Annotated in this window: 11 protein-coding genes; 7 read left to right on the top strand and 4 right to left on the bottom strand. The window is 61.4% G+C overall.

All coding sequences use genetic code 11. The annotated features are described in order from the left end of the window. The coding region (locus tag AO240_RS28755; RefSeq protein WP_218244396.1) for a hypothetical protein at nucleotides 1-232 on the top strand (232 nt) is incomplete at its 5' end. Between the two features lie 674 nt (nucleotides 233-906). Here AO240_RS28755 and AO240_RS29395 read toward each other — a convergent pair. Together AO240_RS29395 and AO240_RS20400 are read right to left on the bottom strand one after the other, a co-directional pair. Next, nucleotides 907-1,950, bottom strand: coding sequence for a methyl-accepting chemotaxis protein (locus tag AO240_RS29395; RefSeq protein WP_371918664.1), 1,044 nt, complete (start codon nucleotides 1,948-1,950; stop codon nucleotides 907-909). Nucleotides 1,951-2,921: 971 nt separating this feature from the next. Continuing rightward, nucleotides 2,922-4,592: a PleD family two-component system response regulator gene (locus tag AO240_RS20400; protein ID WP_099238726.1), complete on the bottom strand. Its 1,671-nt coding sequence runs from the start codon at nucleotides 4,590-4,592 to the stop codon at nucleotides 2,922-2,924. A gap of 391 nt (nucleotides 4,593-4,983) precedes the next feature. On the opposite strand from AO240_RS20400, the gene AO240_RS20395 reads away from it, so the two are divergent. The 5 genes from AO240_RS20395 to AO240_RS20375 all read left to right on the top strand — a co-directional run bounded on the left by AO240_RS20395 (nucleotide 4,984) and on the right by AO240_RS20375 (nucleotide 10,079). Then, the gene (locus tag AO240_RS20395) at nucleotides 4,984-5,961 is read left to right on the top strand and encodes a DUF2333 family protein (RefSeq protein WP_371918663.1); all 978 of its coding nucleotides are present in this window, start codon (nucleotides 4,984-4,986) and stop codon (nucleotides 5,959-5,961) included. A 2-nt stretch (nucleotides 5,962-5,963) separates the two neighbouring features. Next, nucleotides 5,964-6,500 carry an NUDIX hydrolase gene (locus tag AO240_RS20390; RefSeq protein ID WP_099238722.1) on the top strand — a complete coding sequence of 179 codons (537 nt, stop codon included), beginning with the start codon at nucleotides 5,964-5,966 and terminating at the stop codon, nucleotides 6,498-6,500. A gap of 181 nt (nucleotides 6,501-6,681) precedes the next feature. Beyond that, on the top strand, nucleotides 6,682-7,053 hold the full coding sequence (locus tag AO240_RS20385) for a translation initiation factor Sui1 (protein WP_025857628.1): 372 nt from the start codon (nucleotides 6,682-6,684) through the stop codon (nucleotides 7,051-7,053). 143 nt (nucleotides 7,054-7,196) lie between these two features. Next, nucleotides 7,197-9,110 (top strand): arginine decarboxylase, encoded by a 1,914-nt coding sequence (gene speA, locus AO240_RS20380; RefSeq protein ID WP_099238720.1) that lies wholly within the window; start codon nucleotides 7,197-7,199, stop codon nucleotides 9,108-9,110. Between the two features lie 75 nt (nucleotides 9,111-9,185). After that, a complete protein-coding gene (locus AO240_RS20375) occupies nucleotides 9,186-10,079 on the top strand; it encodes an alpha/beta hydrolase (RefSeq protein WP_099238718.1) in 894 nt (297 codons plus the stop codon). Between the two features lie 7 nt (nucleotides 10,080-10,086). Here the strand turns inward: AO240_RS20375 and AO240_RS20370 are convergent, their stop codons facing one another. Continuing rightward, on the bottom strand, nucleotides 10,087-10,542 hold the full coding sequence (locus AO240_RS20370) for a hypothetical protein (RefSeq protein ID WP_099238716.1): 456 nt from the start codon (nucleotides 10,540-10,542) through the stop codon (nucleotides 10,087-10,089). Nucleotides 10,543-10,642: 100 nt separating this feature from the next. Beyond that, on the bottom strand, nucleotides 10,643-11,998 hold the full coding sequence (locus AO240_RS20365; protein WP_099238715.1) for an MATE family efflux transporter: 1,356 nt from the start codon (nucleotides 11,996-11,998) through the stop codon (nucleotides 10,643-10,645). Between the two features lie 303 nt (nucleotides 11,999-12,301). Here AO240_RS20365 and AO240_RS20360 point away from each other — a divergent pair, with 303 nt between their 5' ends. Next, nucleotides 12,302-17,200: an alpha-2-macroglobulin gene (locus AO240_RS20360; protein ID WP_099238713.1), complete on the top strand. Its 4,899-nt coding sequence runs from the start codon at nucleotides 12,302-12,304 to the stop codon at nucleotides 17,198-17,200. The last annotated feature ends 64 nt before the right edge of the window (nucleotides 17,201-17,264 follow it).

Here is a 17,264-nt window from a genome sequence, read left to right as displayed (position 1 = left end):
GTTCGGCCATCGTGGTTTAACGGGGCGCCTTAGATCAAGATCACAATCACAAGCAGGCGGCCTGAAAGCCGACCCAATCTCACACGCTGAATGCGGTCAAATGTGGGAGATTCCATGGCTGAAAAAGCTATCACAAGCAGGCGGCCTGAAAGCCGACCCAATCTCACACGCTGAATGCGGTCAAATGTGGGAGATTCCATGGCTGAAAAAGCTGGACGCAGAGCGTCCGTAGCGGCATTACCACGCAGAGCGTGGGAACGATCATCTAAGCCGACCCAATCTCCCAAGCCGAATGTGGTCAAACTGTGGGAGGGGGCTTGCTCCCGATGGCGGTGGGCCAGTCAACTCATGTATCAACTGTAAAACTGCTATCGGGAGCAAGCCCCCTCCCACAGAAAGCAGAAAAAGCAAAAAAAGCAGATCTGCTGTGTATGCAAAAGCCGCCCTTGATCTGCTTCAACCACTCAGGTCGGCTTTCAGGCCGCCGTGCTTTTGCTCTTGATCTTTGTGATCTTGATCTGAGAAGCGCCCCGTTAAACCACGATGGCCGCACGCAGGCTTGAATCCGTGGGTAACCCGGCAGGACGCCGGGTTAGCCGCGCTGGGCCAAGGATGGCCCATCGCGGCGGCCCACGGATTCAAGCCTGTGGGCGGGCATGCCGAGCCTAAGCGAGGCACCAAGGGGTGGGGCGAGGACCTTTTGGTTACTTTTGGGTCCTTTCAAAAGTGACTCGCTGTAAGAGCGAAACCGATATAAGCCATAAACTAAATAACGGATATACACGAAAATCCAAAGAACACCCCAAGCCCGTTTCCCGCGCGACAGCGCCACACCAAAGACGCAGCAGCCCCTCCCACCCACAGCCCTGCGCAGATTTTTTGATAGCCCCCCGGCAAGCACCCGGCTCAGACCCGGAAGGCCTGCACCGCGGTGCTAAGCTGGCCGCCAAGCACCAGCAAGTGCTCACCCTGGCGACGGCCCTCGCCGATGCGCAGCAAATTATCCTCACCCAACTGATGAATCCGCTCACTGTTATCGCGAATCTCGCTGACCGCGCCACTCTGCTGGGCCGTCACATCGGCGATGCGTACCGCCGTATCGGAAATAGTCTGGATCGCCTCGACGATTTCATCCAGCGCACCGTCGGCGGCCTGGGCTTGCTGCGCGGTGGCTTCAGCGTGTTCGACCTGAGCGCGCATGCCTGCCACCGATTGGCCGGCAGCGGTTTGCAGGCCCGCAATCAGTGCCTGTATTTCGGCTGTCGCACCGGCCGTGCGCTGAGCCAGCGAGCGCACTTCATCGGCGACCACGGCAAACCCGCGCCCGGCCTCACCGGCACGCGCTGCTTCGATGGCGGCATTCAGCGCGAGCAGGTTGGTCTGGTCGGCAATCGAGCGAATCACCGTGAGTACGCCGCCAATGGTGGCGGATTCTTCGGCGAGTTTTTCGATCATTTGCGCGTTTTGCTGCACTTCGCCGACCAAGGCATGCAGCCCGGTCAGGCTCAGGCCGATCACGTGTTGGCCCTGTTGCACTGCCTGGCCGGCGCTGCGGCTGGCAGCGGCGGCCTGGCTGGCATCACCGGCCACTTGCTGAATGGTCGCTTCCAGCTCGCCCAACGAATCGCGGATCTGCGCGGTATCGCCCGCCTGGCGTTCGGCGCCGTCATGCAGGCCGCTGCTCAGCTCGGCAAGCGCGCGGCTGGTGCCGGCGACTTCTTCGGCATTGCCGCGAATAGTCCCCACCAAGTCCACCAGATAAGCGCGCAGGCGGTTGAGCGAGGCTTCGATGTCGCGCAGTTCGCGGTTGGTTTTGCCCAAGGCAATCGGCTTGCTGAAGTCACCTTCGGCCCAAGTCGACAGCGCCGGTGCGAGGTTGGTCAGCACACGTGCCAGGCGCCGTTGCAGGGTGTCGATGAGCAGCGCGATCAGCAGGATCAGGCCGATCATTACGCCTTGCATCAGGCGTACTTCGCCCTGGATCTTGCCGTGCTGCTCGCGCACCACCGGCTCCAGGCCGGCGATGGCATGTTGCACGGCGGCGATTTTCAAGTGAGTGCGGTCGGCCAGCGCCGTGCGCAGTTGAATTTGCTCGCGGGTACGCTTGAGTTCGCCGGGGTAGCGGGTCAGCAGGCTGTTGAGTTCGCGTTTAAGGTCGACGCCGGTGTCTTGGGCTGCAGTTTTTTCGCTGTTTTCCAGGCCCATCATGGCGGAAAAATCATCGGCGCTGGATTCCGCGCTGGCCTTTACACCGAGCAACGGTAATTGCGCCACTACGTCGGCCTGTGTGCGCATGCTGGCGACTTCGCGCTCAACCTCATCGGCCAGTTCTGCGCGCCCGCTGCTCACCAGTTTGTCGCGCGCCAGTGACAGTTTGCCCAAGTGCTGGGCCGCAGCCAGCAGCGGCGGCAGGTAGCGTGCGGCGTCTGGCGAATTAACGCCGATGGCGTACTGGCCCAGTTGCTCCAGGTTGGCGCCGAGTTCGCGTTCGGCTTGCAGCAGCAGCGCTTGCGGGTCACCGGCCAGCTTGCCAGCGGCCAGCAGGTCGGTCTTGCTGAAGGTGTCGAGGTCTACCAGGCTGGGGCGCAGGGTTTGCGCCAGTTCGGCGGGCAGTTCATCAAGGTTTTTCAACAGGCTTTCGAGGCTCTGGCCGGCGCTGCTCAAGCGCAAGGCGTCGCCGCTGGCCAGGTAGTCGTCGATGTTGCGCGCGGCCTGGTTCTGAAACGTCTGCGACAGGCCCAAGTAGCGTTCCATTAGCAGGTAAGGCCGCTCCAGCGCGCGTTGCGACCACCACAACGTCGCCCCGAGTGCCAAGCATACGGCCACCAGCAGAAGGGTATTCAAATTGGTCAGCAGCTTCAGGCGCATGCGTGGTTTCAACCGACAGCAAAAGATAAGTGCCTGAACTTATTGCGTTTTAGTTACAGAGTGATGACGGGCTGAGTGAATTCTGATGAAAAGATGGCACTTTGCTTTGATGCGTGTACGGCTTGCACGCGGTTACGCCCGGCGTCCTTGGCGCGGTACAACGCTTCATCCGCTTGGGCCGCCATCATCAAGCTGTCGGAACCGTCGCAGAGCTCCACCAGCCCGGCGCTGAAGGTGCAACATAAATCCTGGGGCTGCGCCGGGTAGTGAATTTCGGCAAAGCGCCCACGGATTTCGTCGAGTACCTTGCAGGCCGATTCCAGGTCGGTGTCGGGCATCACGATGGCGAACTCTTCACCGCCGTAGCGGCCGATGTAGTCGGTCTTGCGCAACCGTTGCTTGAGAAACAGCGCCAGGCTTTTGATCACGCGGTCGCCCATCGGGTGGCCGTGGCTGTCATTGACCCGCTTGAAGTGGTCAATATCGAGCATGGCAAAGCTCAATGGCTTGTTTTCACGGCGCGCGCGAAAGCTGCAGTCTTCGAGCAATTGCAGAATATGCGTGTGGTTGTACAGCCCGGTGAGGCTGTCGCGCACCATCCGCGCCTTGAGGTTGCGCGCGCGTGCGGCGCGGTTGCGCACAGTGGTGATCAGGTGGCGCGGCTTGATCGGCTTGGTGAGGAAGTCGTCGCCGCCTTCGCTCATGGCATCCAATTGTTTGTCGAGGTCGTCTTCGGCCGACAGGTAAATGATCGGCACGCTGACATAGCGGTCGTTATGGCGAATCACCTTGGCCAGTTCGGTGCCGGTACACGCGGGCATGTACATGTCGAGGATGATCAGGTCCGGCTGGAAATCCGCCAGCTCGGCCATGGCCTGGATCGGCTCGATCAAGGTGCGGGTGACGATGCCGGCGCTGTTCAGCAACCGCTCGGTGTGCAGCGCCTGCGCGCGTGAGTCGTCGATGATCAGTACTTTATATGGCTCGTACTGCGCGACGCAGGTGAGGACTTCGATCTTTTCCAGCAGGCTTGAGGCTTCCAGCGTGCCGGTGAGAAATTCCTGGCCGCCAGCGCGCACGGCGGCCAGGCGCGTCGGCGTGTCGGTTTCATGCAGGCTGAAAAACAACAGCGGCAGCTTGTGCTCCAGGCCTTCCTGGGCTTGGGCCGCGAGCTTGAGGCCCAGCCCCGTGCCGCAAAAGTCCACGTCCATTACAATCGCCGACGGCAGGCGCTCGGCCATCGAGGCGTGAAACGCCGCCACGCTGCCGAGGGACTGCGCGCTCATGCCAAAGAATTCGAGTTGCTTGGCCAGCCGCTCGGCGCGGTCGTGATCGGCCAGCATCACGTAGATCGGCTTGCGCATCGGCGGCAAAAGCGTTTGCTCAAGCTGGTCGCCCTGGCGCAGGCCGGTGCGGGACAAGCGCTGCATCAGGCGGTTGAGTTCGGTGATGACATGGCTGCTGAGGCGGCCACGATTTTCGTCGACCGCCTTCAGGGACTCGCCGATATGCCGCGCCAGGTGGCCGTGCTCCGGCTGTTCAAAGCGCTCGGCAAAACGCAGCAAGCGCAAGTTGGCATCGCTGAGTTCGGCTAAATCTGCGCTCGACCATTCGTTGTGTTGCAGACGCTGCCATATCTCAAGAATTTGACGTGCCTGATGAATTACCCGCTGGGCAAAATGCTGCTTGAGACGCTCACGGCTGGGGTCTTCTGGCTCGGTCATATCCTGACTACTACGGTAGGGTGCATGCTGAGGTCGACTGATGGCGCTATGCTAGCACCTCTTTTCTATTACATGAGTGTCATACGTCAATTAAGTACAAGTCTTTGCTATTCAGTTTCCGACCTTGTGGTCGCGCAGCGTAAAAAGCGTGCATCCTTTATAGTCGAACCTGCCCTGTGCGCCACTTTTGGCTAAAAGCCCCGCACTGATGGGCACGATGGAGTAGGGTTGCGGTCGGAATGTTTGAACGCACCCGGACAATTTGACGTGCATGAACTCAAGTGATTGAAAGGATATCGCCATGCTGGACTGGAAAAACCGTGCAGGCAGTGCCAAAGGCCCCGCCCCTGAATCGACCTCGGCCAACCGCGGCTACTTTCGCAACCTGCTGATGAGCAAAGCCTTGCTCTGCTTGTTGGCGGTGTATTTGTTGATCACAGGCGGCCTGGGTTGGTTTTGGAGTGAAGAACCCGCGCTGTTCCCGGTCCAGCAAAATGCCCAGCTTGCCGCCGAAAAGGAAGGCAAGCAGATGGTGGTGGGCTACACCACCGTTGAAACCCTCAAAACCGTGGTCGGCACGTTGCTCAACAAGCCCGGCGGTTACATTTCCAATGACCGCTTCCCGCCAGGCCTGTGGATGGACAACATGCCGAGCTGGGAGTACGGCGTGCTGGTGCAGGTGCGTGACCTGACCCGCGCGTTGCGTAAAGACTTCGCCCGCTCCCAGTCGCAGTCGGCCGAAGATGCTGACTTGGCCAAGGCCGAGCCGCGCTTCAACTTCGATAACAAGAGCTGGGTGTTGCCGTCGAGTGAGTCGGAATACCAGGAAGGCATCAATTCGCTGAATCGTTACGAGGCGCGCCTGTCTGACCCCAACCAGCGCGGCGCGCTGTTTTATGCGCGTGCCGATAACCTGAATAACTGGCTGGGCGACGTCGCTACCCGTTTGGGCTCGTTGTCGCAGCGCCTGTCGGCCAGCGTGGGCCGCGTCAAGCTGAACACCACATTGAAAACCGAAGCGCTGAAGCCGGGCGAAGTGCCGCAGGTCGATGAAGAAGTGGTCGAAACCCCATGGATGCAAATCGACAATGTGTTCTACGAAGCGCGTGGCCAGGCGTGGGCCTTGTCCCATCTGCTGCGCGCTATCGAAGTCGATTTTGCCGACGTGCTGGCGAAGAAAAACGCCACCGTCAGCGTGCGCCAGATCATTCGTGAGCTGGAGGCTTCGCAAGAGCCGGTGTGGAGCCCGATGATCCTGAACGGCAGCGGCTTCGGCGTTCTCGCCAACCACTCGCTGGTCATGGCCAACTATATTTCCCGGGCCAATGCCGCAGTGATCGACTTGCGTCAGCTGCTTAACCAAGGGTGATGATGGACGCTACCCAAAAGGAGGCCGCGCACCGCGCGGCCTCCGACGCTGAACTGATCTGCTGGGTCGACGAGCGCGACAACCTGCTCGGCAGCCTGGTCAGGTCCGACCTTCGCCAGCGCGGCCTGATTGGCCGTTGCACGTTTATCTTCCTGTTCAATTCGGCCGGCCTGCTCTGTGTGCATCGGCGCACGTTGAGCAAAGCCGTGTATCCCGGTTTTTGGGACACGGCGGCGGGCGGGATGGTCGCGGCAGGCGAGAGTTACGCCGATTCGGCAGCCCGTGAGCTGGAAGAAGAGCTTGGGGTTGGCGGCGTGGAACTGGTCGAGCATGACCATTTCTACTTTGAGGACGGTGACAGCCGGCTGTGGTGCACCTCCTACTCGGCCGTCTGGGATGGCCCTTTGCATCTGCAGCCCGAAGAAGTCATGGAAGCGCGCTTTTTACCGATCGAAACAGTGCTGCAGGAAGCGCAACACAAGCCTTACTGCCCGGACGCCCAAGAGGGCTTGCGGCGCTATCTGGCCTCACGTCGCTAAACTTGCATAAATTGGCGCCATTTGGCCCTTAGCAAGTTGGCTTTTTGCCGTTACACTGCGCGACTTTTCACCCGAACCACCTAGGCGGTTCGGTAGCGCTGCCCCTGCCTGAGTGGGGCTTCGCGGTCGGTAGGCGCCTTGCGAGTACCGATCAGTCTTTGTCCTCCCAAGAGGATTGCCGGTGGCCAAAAAAGCCGCATCCTTCGCCGCCCTTGGTGGCTTGGTATTTTCCACCGACGCAGGTCGACACTGCCCGGACTGTCGACAGCCCGTGGATTCGTGCACCTGCAAACAAACCCTGATCCCTGAAGGTGACGGCATTGCCCGCGTGCGACGCGAGAGCAAAGGCCGTGGCGGCAAGACGGTGACCACCATCACCGGCGTGCCCCTGGCCGAAGACGCCCTGAAGGAGCTGGCCACTGCGCTGAAAAAACGCTGTGGCACCGGTGGCGCGTTGAAAGACGGGGTCATCGAGATTCAGGGCGATCACGTCGAATTGCTGTTAGCCGAGCTGATCAAGCTGGGTTACAAGGCCAAGAAGTCCGGCGGCTGAAAGCCTCTTCCCAACCTGTGTCTAAACTCTGTCCTGCGAGCGCGGTCTTACCTTGCTTACAGGCAAATCGTCATTTTCATTCTTTAGACTGCGCCAGCCTCTACCAGAGGTGGCGCCTTCGCCTTCATATATAGGGGACTTCGATGTCCGTACGACGCACACGCAAAGACGATGGCAGCCAATGGACAGTTGCGGACAGCCGCAGTGTTTACGGGATTCGCCATTGGGGGGCCGGGTATTTCGCGATCAATGAAGCCGGTCGCGTTGAAGTCCGTCCGAACGGCCCGAACAGCACGCCCGTCGACCTGTACGAGCAAGTCGACGAGCTGCGCAAAAGCGGCCTGTCCTTGCCATTGCTGGTGCGTTTCCCCGACATCCTGCAAGACCGCGTGCGCCAGTTGACCGGTGCGTTCGACGCCAACATCGAACGCCTCGAATACCAAAGCAAGTACACCGCGCTGTACCCGATCAAGGTGAACCAGCAAGAAGCCGTGATCGAAAACATTATCGCCACGCAAGACGTGTCGATTGGCCTGGAAGCCGGCTCCAAGCCTGAGCTGCTGGCCGTGCTGGCCCTGGCACCCAAGGGCGGCACCATCGTGTGCAACGGTTACAAGGACCGTGAGTTCATCCGCCTCGCGCTGATGGGCCAAAAGCTTGGCCACAACGTGTTCATCGTGATCGAAAAAGAATCCGAAGTAGCGCTGGTGATCGAGGAGGCGGCAAACCTCAAGGTCAAGCCTCAGGTTGGCCTGCGCGTGCGTTTGTCGTCCCTGGCGTCGAGCAAGTGGGCCGACACCGGCGGCGAAAAATCCAAGTTCGGTTTGTCGGCGGCGCAACTGTTGTCGGTGGTCGAGCGTTTTCGCGCGGCGGGCCTGGACCAGGGCATCCGCTTGCTGCACTTCCACATGGGTTCGCAAATCGCCAACCTGGCCGACTACCAGCACGGGTTCAAGGAAGCCATTCGTTACTACGGCGAACTGCGTAACCTCGGCCTGCCGGTGGACCACATCGACGTCGGCGGCGGCTTGGGCGTGGACTACGACGGCACGCACTCGCGTAACGCCAGCTCGATCAACTACGACATGGACGACTACGCCGGTGTAGTCGTGGGCATGCTCAAGGAATTCTGCGACGCGCAGAGCCTGCCGCACCCGCATATCTTCTCCGAGAGCGGCCGCTCGCTGACCGCGCACCACGCCATGCTGGTGGTGCAAGTCACCGACGTCGAAAAACACAACGACGAAATCCCGCTGATCGAGAACAAGGAAAACCTGCCGGAAACCGTGCAGTGGCTGGTCGACCTGCTAGGCCCGACCGACATTGAGATGGTCACCGAAACCTACTGGCGCGCCACGCACTACATGAGCGACGTGGCCACCCAGTACGCCGACGGCAAACTGACCCTGGCCGAAAAAGCCTTGGCCGAACAGTGCTACTTCGCAGTGTGCCGCCGTTTGCACAACTCGTTGAAAGCCCGCCAGCGCTCGCATCGCCAGGTGCTCGACGAACTCAACGACAAGCTCGCCGACAAGTACATCTGCAACTTCTCGGTATTCCAGAGCCTGCCGGACACCTGGGCCATCGGCCAGGTGTTGCCGATTCTGCCGCTGCACCGCCTCGACGAAGAGCCGATGCGCCGCGCCGTGCTGCAAGACTTGACCTGCGACTCCGACGGCAAGATCAAGCAATACGTCGACGAGCAGAGCATCGAGACCAGCCTGCCGGTGCACGGCTTGAACGAAGGTGAAGACTACTTGCTGGGGATCTTCCTGGTGGGCGCTTACCAGGAAATTCTCGGTGACATGCACAACCTGTTTGGTGACACCGACTCGGTAAACATCTACCAGCGTGAAGACGGCTCGGTGTACAGCGCCGGGATCGAGACCCACGACACCATCGAAGACATGCTGCGCTACGTGCACTTGTCGCCGGAAGAACTGATGACGCATTACCGCGACAAGTGCGCGAGCGCGAACATCAGCGCCGGTGAGCGTACGCAGTTCCTCGATGCGCTGCGCTTGGGCCTCACGCGTTCGTCTTACCTGTCGTCATAACAGTGGGGGAGGGGCTCACCGCCCCTCCCGTATTTGCGTCGCCGCAAGTCCTACAGTTTTTATAGGGCCTGAATAATGTCGAAACCGCTCCTGCACGTGTTCACCCTGGCGATCGCCGCTTTGCTGGCGGCCTGCTCGCCGGTCAAAGTGCTCAACGCACTGACGCCCTCCAGCACCTTCACTAAAACCTCGGCCATTGCATACGGCGATGACCCACGGCAAAAACTCGACGTTTACCGACCTGCCCCCGCCCTGGCCAATGCCCCCGTGGTGGTGTTTTTCTATGGCGGCAGTTGGAACAGCGGCGCCAGGGAAGACTACGCGTTTGTCGGCGAAGCCTTGGCATCACGCGGCATCGTGGCAGTGATCGCCGACTACCGGCTCTACCCGCAAGTGCGTTACCCGGCGTTTCTTCAGGACGGCGCCCGAGCGGTGGCCTGGGCGCACCAACACATTGCCGACTACGGCGCCGACCCACAGCAGATGTATGTGATGGGCCACAGCTCCGGTGCCTACAACGCGTCGATGTTGGCGCTGGATGCGCGCTGGCTTAAGGCAGTGAACCTGTCGCCATCGATATTCAAGGGCTGGATCGGCCTGGCCGGGCCGTATGACTTCCTGCCGATTGAAAACAAGGACGTGCGGCCGGTGTTTTTCTTTCCCGACTCACCGCCGGAGTCGCAACCGATCAACCACGTCAGCCATGACGCACCGCCGAGCCTGTTGATCGCCTCAGTCAGCGACACGTTGGTCAACCCCACGCGCAACACCGGCGGGCTGGCGAAAAAACTGCGCGAAGCGGGTGTGCCGGTTGAAACGTTTTACGTGACCAAAACCAACCACGTGACCTTGGTCGCATCCCTGGCAAAGCCGCTGCGCTGGCTGGCGCCGGTGCTGGATCGCGTCACGGCGTTTATCCACGCTACTGACCCTGGCGCTGCAAGCACCGGGCAAGCGCCAACACCGTAAAGACGCGCTATTTTTCGAGGCTGTGCACGATCAGGCATTGGCGTTCGCCGCCAGTGCCGGTGCCCTGCAACGAGACAGAGTGCAAGGTGTTATCCGATGTCGCGGGATTGACGGTCAGAGGGAACCGGCTATCCATTTGCGCTCTGCCTTGGGGCGCCAGTGTCGCTCTAATGCCTTGTTGCGTGACGAACACTTGAAAATCAGTTTGATTCCAGACCTCGACGTTTGCCGAGATCTCGGACAACGGCGGGTCTGCGGCTGGTTCCGGGTCCAGTGTGATGTTTGAGATGCTCATCTCCGGTGTCATTTGCGCTGCCGGGACGATGACCGGTTCGGCGATTGGTTCGGCAATCTCTTCGCTGGGCCGCCTGGATTTTTTAGCCTCGGCCGCACGCATCAGGGCTGCAATGATGAGCGCGACCACGATCGCAGCGCCGATGATGAAGTAGGTAGTGGCACTCATGTTTGATCGTCCCTGAATTGAGATAAAAGTGGGCCTGAAAAACTCAGCTTTCTTCAGGTGCCACGTTCATTCAACGCGGGTTGCGCGGCGTTGTAACCTGTCAAATCTGACAGGTCGTATCGCCCAGCCATAGATTTTTTTTGCTCAACCGCCAGGCAATTACCCACAGCGTGAGGCTGCGCAAGGCCATGAACAGCAAGAAGGTTATCCACACGCCGTGGTTGCCCAAACCCTGCAACGCCCAGGCGAACGGCAGCGCCAACAGCACCGTCAGCAGCATGCCGTTGCGCATTTCGCGCGCGCGTGTAGCGCCGATAAACAGGCCGTCCAGCAGGTAACTCCACACCGCAATCAATGGCAGCACCGCCAGGTAGGGCAGGTAGATGTCGGCGGTGTCGCGCACGCTGGGAATGTCGGTTTGCATGGCGATAAACAGGTGGCCGGCGAACGTGAACAGCAGGGCGAACCCCACACTCGCGATCAACGACCACCCGCAGGCAACCACCAGCGAGCGGCGCAACGCTTGGCGATCATGCGCGCCGATGGCGTGACCGCACAGGGCTTCGACCGCGTGGGCCAGGCCGTCCAGGGCGTGGGCGGTCAGCAGCAACCCGTTGAGCAGCAGCGCATTGGCCGCCACGGTGGCATCGCCCAGACGCGCGCCCTGCACGGTAATCATGAAAAACACGGATTGCAGCGCCAGGCTGCGGATGAAGATGTCGCGGTTCACTGCCAGCAACGGGCGCCAGCTTTGCCACAGCCCGAGCGCAGCCCAGGCGATATGGCCGGGATAGGCACGCAGGGCTTTTTGCGTGAGGGCCAGGCCGAGCAGGGCGCCGGTCCATTCGGCGATGACCGACGCGCGTGCGGAGCCGACTACGCCCCACTCCAGCCCGAGTACGAACCACAGGTTCAAGGCGATGTTGACCAGGTTAGTGGTCAGCAGAATCGCCAGCGGCGCGCGCGCATTTTGCGTGCCCAGGAACCAGCCGACCAAGGCGTAGCTGGCTAACGCTGCGGGCAGGCCGAACAGGCGCGTGTGGAAAAACTCGCGGGTCAGTTGGTTCAGTTCGGGCGAGGGTTGCATCCATTCCAGCGCGAGGTGGCTGAGGGGGATGCCGAGGGTGCCCAACACGATGGCCAGGCCGAGTGCCAGCAGCAGGCCTTGCAGGAGGATTTGCCGCAGTGCCGCGCCGTCATTGCGCCCGGCGGCTTGGGCGGAGAAGCCGGTGGCGCCCATGCGCAAGAAACCCATGGCCCACGCCAGGAACGTGTAGAGGCTGGCGCCTACGGCCACGGCGCCCAGTTGATGCGCGTGGGGCAGGTGGCCGATGACCATGCTGTCGACCAGCGCGACCAGTGGTACGGAGATGTTCGACAGGATCATCGGCGCGGCCAATGCCCAGACGCGGCGGTGCGTGGGGCGGTGGCGCCAGTCGGTGAGCAGGGTGGGCATGCGGGCTGGCTCCTTGGGGTGCGGCATTGTAACTGGCGCCTGGAATGGGCACACCTGCATCATCATGTGATCGTTCCCACGCTCCGCGATCGTTCCCACGCTCTGCGTGGGAATGCCGCCTTGGACGCTCCGCGTCCCGCTGTTGATCAGCCCAAACTCTGCAGCGCGTGTAGGATTTGGCTTGGCTTCACGTCTTCGCAGAACCAAACCACCCTCTGTCGGTCAATGTGACCAGCATCGCATCGGCCCCGCCCGGGCTGATATATAGTTCAACCCCCGGATTCTCTTACGACGAGTGCCCCCATGCTTAACAAAGGATTGTTCCTGGCCTGCGCGTTAGCGCTGCTGAGTGCCTGCGATTCCTCCGACAAACCGGCGGCCCCGACCGCACCGGCGGCGACCACGGCAGTACCGAAACCGGCCGGCGCGGCGGTGGATGTGGCGGCGCTGAAGCAGCGCTATGCCGGGCGTGAGTTGAGCGTGGTGGACGTGTCCGAGGTGCAGTTGGACGGCGCCAGCACGTTGTCCGTGAGTTTTTCCATTCCCCTCGACCCTGATCAGAAGTTCGCCGACAAACTGCACTTGGTGGACAGCAAGACCGGCAAGGTCGACGGTGCCTGGGAGCTTTCCGATAACTTGATGGAACTGCGCCTGCGCCACCTCGAACCGCAGCGCAAACTGGTGCTGACGGTCGACGCCGGTGTAAAGGCGGTCAACGCCAACACGCTCGCCGCCGAATACAGCGCGCGCCTGGAAACCCGAGACCTGCAAGCCACGGTCGGTTTCGCCAGCCGGGGCACCTTGCTGCCCACGCGCCTTGCTGAAGGCCTGCCGGTGATCGCGCTGAACGTCGACAAGATCGACGTCGAATTCTTCCGCATCAAGCCCGAATCGCTGCCCGCGTTTCTGGCGAAGTGGGGGCGCAATACCAGCCTGCAAAGCTATGAGGCCAGCGAATTGCTGCCGATGGCCGACCTGGTCTACGGCGGCCGTTTCGACCTGAACCCGGCACGTAACACCCGCGAAACCTTGCTGCTGCCAATCGCCGGCCTCAAGCAATTGCAGCAGCCGGGCGTGTACCTGGCGGTGATGCGTGCCTCGGGCACCTACAACTATTCGCAACCGGCCACGCTGTTCACGCTGAGTGATATTGGCTTGTCAGTGCACCGCTATGCCAATCGCCTGGATGTCTTTACCCAAGCGTTGGAAGGCGGCAAGGCACTCGATGGCGTCGACCTCGAAGTGCTGGATGCCGAGGGCCGCGTGCTCGGCCAAGGCAAGACCGAGAAGGGCGGCTACGCTGAGTTGCCATTGCCGAAAAAGGCGCAGGTGTTGTTGGCCAAGCAAGGCGAACAAACCAGCCTGTTGCGCCTCGACAGCGCCGCGCTGGATTTGGCGGAGTTCGACATTGGTGGCCAACCGGCGCACCCGCTGCAATTTTTTGTGTTCGGCCCGCGCGACCTGTATCGCCCCGGCGAAACCGTGCTGCTCAACGCCCTGTTGCGCGATAAAGACGGCAACGCGGTCAAGCCGCAACCGGTGAGTGTTGAAGTTCGCCGCCCGGATGAACAGGTGAGCCGCAAGTTTGTGTGGGAGGCCGATGCATCCGGGCTGTATCAGTACCAACTGCAACTGGCCGGCGAAGCGCCGACCGGGCGCTGGCAGTTGGTGTTTGACCTGGGCGATGGCAAGCCGCAGTTGTATGAGTTCCTCGTTGAAGACTTCCTGCCCGAGCGCCTGGCGCTGGAGCTCAAGGGCAGCGACACGGCGTTGAGCCCGGCGGATAACCCGGTCATCCACGTCAACGGTCGTTACCTTTACGGTGCGCCGGCGTCGGGTAACCGCGTCAGTGGGCAAGTCTATGTGCGGCCACTGCGTGAAGCGGTCAAGGCATTGCCGGGTTACCAGTTTGGCTCCGTCACCGAAGAGGAACTGAGCCAGGACTTCGAACTGGACGAAAGCGTACTCGACGCCAAAGGCGAGCAAGCGCTGACCCTGGAAAGTAAATGGGCCGAGGCCAAGTCGCCGTTGCAACTGATCGTGCAGGCCAGCCTGCAAGAGTCGGGCGGGCGGCCGATCACGCGGCGCCTGGTGCAACCGATCTGGCCGGCTGAGCAATTGCCGGGCCTGCGCGGGTTGTTTGACGGCAAGGAAACCAATGGCGACGGTCCTGCGGAATTCGAAGTGCTGGTGGCCAACCAGGACGGGCAAAAACTCGCCGCGCAAGACCTCAAGGTGCGCCTGGTGCGCGAACGCCGCGACTACTACTGGAACTACTCCGACAACGACGGCTGGAGCTACCACTTCAACGAGAAATTCCTCAACCTCGATGAGCAGACCCTGACTATCAAGGCCGGTGACACCGCCAAGGTCAGCTTCCAGGTGGAGTGGGGCCCTTACCGCGTCGAAGTTGAAGACCCAAAAACCGGGTTGGTCAGCAGCCTGCGTTTCTGGGCAGGCTACCAGGCCCAGGACAATACCGAAGGCGGCGCTGTGCGGCCGGATCAGGTCAAGCTGGCGTTGGATAAACCCGCCTATGGCGATGGCGATACCGCCAACATTACCGTTACCCCGCCGGCTGCCGGCAAGGGCTACTTGTTGGTTGAGTCCAGCGAAGGGCCGTTGTGGTGGCAGGAAATCGATGTGCCGGCCGAGGGCAAAAGCTTCGCCGTGAAGCTCGACCCAAAATGGTCGCGCCACGACCTGTACGTCAGCGCCTTGGTGATTCGCCCCGGTGAGCGCAAAACCAACATCACCCCGAAACGTGCGGTGGGCCTGCTGCACCTGCCGCTGGATCGCACCCAGCGCAAACTTGACCTGACCCTCACCGCGCCGGAAAAAATGCGCCCCAAACAACCGTTGACGGTGAAAATCGCCGCCAAAAATGCCGATGGCAGCGTGCCCAAGCAGGTGCATGTGCTGCTGGCGGCGGTGGACGTGGGCATCCTTAATATCACCGAATACCCGACGCCGGACCCGTATTCCAGCCTGTTCGGCCGCAAGGCGTATGGTGTCGACCAGTTCGATATTTACGGCCAGTTGATCGAGGCTGGCCAGGGCCGTTTGGCCAGCCTGGCTTTCGGTGGTGACGCCGCGTTGGCCAAGGGCGGCAAGCGCCCGGACACCAGTATCACCATCGTTGCCTTGCAGAGCGCCCCGGTGACGTTGAATGAACAGGGCGAGGGCGAAGTCAGCGTCAATATCCCTGACTTTAATGGCGAGCTGCGCCTGATGGCACAGGCCTGGAGTGATGATCGCTACGGCATGGCCGAAGGCAAGACGGTGATTGCCGCGCCGCTGATCGCAGAGCTGTCGGCGCCGCGTTTTCTGGCCGGTGGTGACCAGACGAGCCTGGCCCTGGACCTGTCCAACCTGTCGGGCAAGGCGCAGAAACTCGACGTGCAATTGACCGCCGAAGGGCAGTTGGAATTGGTTAACGGCGCTGCGCAGTCGATTGAATTGAAACAAGGCCAGCGCACCACGCTGCGCATCCCGGTGAAAGCCTGGGGCGGTTTGGGGCAGGGCAAGCTCAAAGTCACGGTGAACGGCCTCGACTTGCCGGGTGAAAACCTGCCGCCCTTCAGCCGCGAATGGACCTTGGGTGTGCGCCCAGCCTACCCGGCGCTGCTCAAACATTACCGCGCAGTGCTTAAGGATCAGCCGTGGAGCCTGCCGTCGGGCGCGCTGGATCAGTTCGATGCCTCGGGGCGTGAAGCGCTGCTGAGCCTGTCGAGCCGACCGCCGCTGAACCTTGGCGCGCAGATCAGCGCGCTCAAGGCTTACCCTTATGGCTGCCTGGAGCAGACCGCCAGCGGCCTGTACCCATCGCTGTATGCCGATGATGCATTGCTCAAGCGCCTTGGGGTCAAGGGCGAGCCGGATGCCGAGCGCAAACGCAAGATCGAACTGGGCATCGAGCGCCTGCTGGGTATGCAACGCTACAACGGCAGCTTTGGCTTGTGGGGCGCCGATGGCGAAGAGGAATATTGGCTGACCGCTTACGTCACCGACTTTTTGTTGCGCGCGCGTGACCAGGGTTTTGCGGTGCCGCCCGACGCGCTGAAAAAAGCCAGCGAGCGCTTGCTGCGTTATGTGCAGGAACGCAACTTGATCGAGGTGGATTACAGCGAGAATGCCGACCACACCCGCTTTGCCGTGCAGGCCTACGCGGGCATGGTGCTGGCGCGCAGCCAACAGGCGCCATTGGGCGCGTTGCGCAGTATCTTCGACCGTCGCAGCGATGCGCGCTCCGGCTTGCCGTTGGTGCAGCTGTCCATCGCCCTGCAAAAAATGGGTGACCAGCCGCGTGCCGATCAAGCCTTGCTCGCCGGGTTGGCGGCGCAGCGTAATGCCAATGAATGGCTGGCCGACTACGGCAGCCCGTTGCGCGATCAGGCGATGATTCTGGCGCTGCTCGAAGAGAATGATTTGGCCAAAGGTCAGCGTGAGGAGCGCTTGTTTACGCTGTCGGACCAATTGGCGGCCAGCCCGTACCTCTCGACGCAGGAGCGCAATTCACTGTTCCTCGCCGGGCGCCTTGGGTTCTCACAGCCGGAGTCGAATTGGCAGGTGGCGCTGACCGGCAGTGGCGGTGCACATGCGTTGAATAATCAACAGTCGACGTTGGCGTTGGAAGGCGCGCAACTCTCCGCTGACTTGAGCCTGAGTAATCAGAGCGAGACGCCGGTGTATCAGCAACTGACGATCTCGGGTTATCCACAACTACCACCGCCAGCGGGTGGCGACAACCTGAGCATCCGCCGCGAATACCTGGGCATGAACGGCCAGCCGCTGAACCTGCGTAACGTTAACAGCGGTGACCTGGTGCTGGTGCATTTGGCGGTCAGCGCCAAGCAGCGCGTGCCGGATGCCTTGGTGGTGGACCTGTTGCCGGCGGGCCTGGAGCTGGAAAACCAGAACCTGGCGCAAAGCGCTGCCAGCCTGGAAAACGCCAGCAGCCAAGTCAAGCAATGGCGCGAGTCGATGCAGAACGCGTCGCTCAAACATCAGGAGTTCCGCGATGACCGCTACGTGGCGGCGATGAATCTGGACGGCTACGGCACCACGCACCTGTTGTATCTGGCGCGGGCGGTGACGCCTGGCACTTACCGTGTGCCGCCGCCGCAAGTGGAGTCGATGTACCGGCCTAACTGGCAGGCGGTTGGCGAAACGCCAGCGGACCTGGTGATCAAGGGCCGCTGAATGTGCGAAGCGGTGGGCCAGTTAGCGCAGGGGTTGGCTGACCCGCCGCCATCGCGAGCAAGCC

This window comes from Pseudomonas sp. ICMP 460, assembly GCF_002723595.1.
Classification (GTDB): Bacteria; Pseudomonadota; Gammaproteobacteria; order Pseudomonadales; family Pseudomonadaceae; genus Aquipseudomonas; species Aquipseudomonas kitaguniensis.
Note: the sequence above shows the minus strand (reverse complement) of the source record. Positions and strands in the feature narration are given on the sequence as shown.